Genomic DNA, 1,816 nt, shown 5'->3' with positions numbered 1-1,816 from the left:
CCTGGCGCTTCACCGTGGACGGCGAGGAATTCACGGGACACCCCGGCGACACGCTCGCCTCGGCCCTGCTCGCCAACGGCCGGCACCGGGCGGGCAACTCCCTCTACGAGGACCGGCCCCGCGGCATCATGTCCGCCGGCGTCGAGGAATCCAACGCGATGGTCAAGATCGCCGCCCGGTTCCCGGGCCACGTGGCCGAATCCATGCTCCCCGCCACCACGGTGTCCCTCGTGGACGGGCTCAACGCCGAACTGCTTAGTGGCCTCGGCAAGCTGGACCCGGCCGAGGACCACGCCGAATACGACAAGAAATACGTCCACACCGACGTCCTCGTGGTCGGCGGAGGCCCCGCGGGCCTGGCCGCCGCACGCGAAGCCGTCCGCTCCGGCGCCCGGGTCATCCTCATGGATGACCAGCCCGAACTTGGCGGCTCGCTGCTGTCCGGACCCACCGCACCCGGACTGGCTGAGTCCGTCGAGGGCAAGCCCGCCCTGGAATGGGTGGCCAATGTTGAAGCCGAACTGATCTCCGCGGCCGAGTGCACGGTGCTGAACCGCACCACCGCGTTCGGCGCCTACGACGCCAACTACGTCATCGCCGTGCAGAACCGCACCGACCACCTGTCCAGCCCGGCCGCGCCCGGCGTGTCCCGCCAGCGGATCTGGCACATCCGCGCCGCCCAGGTCATCCTGGCCCCCGGCGCCCACGAACGCCCGCTGGTCTTCGAAAACAACGACCGCCCAGGCATCATGCTCGCCTCCGCCGTCCGCAGCTACCTGAACCGCTACGCCGTCGCCGCCGGGTCCCGGGTGGTCATCAGCACCACCAACGACAGCGCCTACGCCCTGGCCGCGGACCTCCGGGCCGCCGGCGTCAAGGTCGAGGCCGTCGTCGACGCCCGGCCGCAGCTGAGCGAAACCGCCGCGGCAGCCGCCGCGGCCGGAACACGGGTGCTGATCGGCAGCGCCGTGGCCAACACCACGGGGCAGGAGCGCCTCCTCGGCGTCACCGTCCGGAGCATCAACGACGACGGCGAGCTCACCTCCGGCGTCGAGGAGATCGCCTGCGATCTGCTGGCCGTCTCCGGCGGCTGGAGCCCCCTGGTGCACCTGCACTCCCAGCGGCAGGGCAAGCTTCGCTGGGACGAGGACCTGGCAGCGTTTGTGCCGAGCACCGTCGTTCCCAACCAGCAGAACGTCGGCGCCGGCCGCGGCAGCTTCGAACTCGACGACTGCATCGCCGAGGGCATCTCCGCCGGAGCGTCGGCTGCCATCGCCGCCGGCTTCGAGTCCGTTACGCAGCCGTCCGCCATTGGCGAACCCAAGCCGTCGGGACCGACCCGCCAGCTCTGGCTGGTTCCCGGGCAGGAAGGCGGCGCGGATGACTGGCACCACCACTTCGTCGACTTCCAGCGCGACCAGTCGGTGGCCGACGTCCTGCGCTCCACCGGGGCCGGCATGCGCTCGGTGGAACACATCAAGCGCTACACCTCGATCAGCACCGCCAACGACCAAGGCAAGACCTCCGGCGTGAACGCGATCGGCGTCATCGCCGCCGCGCTCCGGACAGCCGGCGAAGCGTCCCGCGGCATCGGTGACATCGGCACCACCACGTACCGGGCACCGTTCACCCCGGTGGCGTTCGCGGCCCTGGCCGGACGCCAGCGCGGGGAACTGTTCGACCCCGCCCGCCTGACCTCCATCCACCCGTGGCACGTCGCACAAGGCGCGCTGTTCGAGGACGTCGGGCAGTGGAAGCGGCCGTGGTACTACCCGCAGGATGGCGAGGACATGGACACCGCGGTCCTGCGCGAATG

General features: G+C 70.9%; 1 protein-coding gene. It reads left to right on the top strand.

Features of this window, described 5'->3' with window-relative positions; translation table 11 throughout:
* On the top strand, nucleotides 1–1,816 hold a 1,816-nt coding region (locus BLR03_RS23770; RefSeq protein ID WP_139184669.1), incomplete at both ends, for a 2Fe-2S iron-sulfur cluster-binding protein.

Origin of the sequence: Arthrobacter sp. ok909 (genome assembly GCF_900104405.1) — a bacterium.
Classification (GTDB): Bacteria; Actinomycetota; Actinomycetes; order Actinomycetales; family Micrococcaceae; genus Arthrobacter; species Arthrobacter humicola.
The sequence above is the reverse complement of the archived record's forward strand: the minus strand, read 5'-3'. Positions and strand labels throughout refer to the sequence as shown.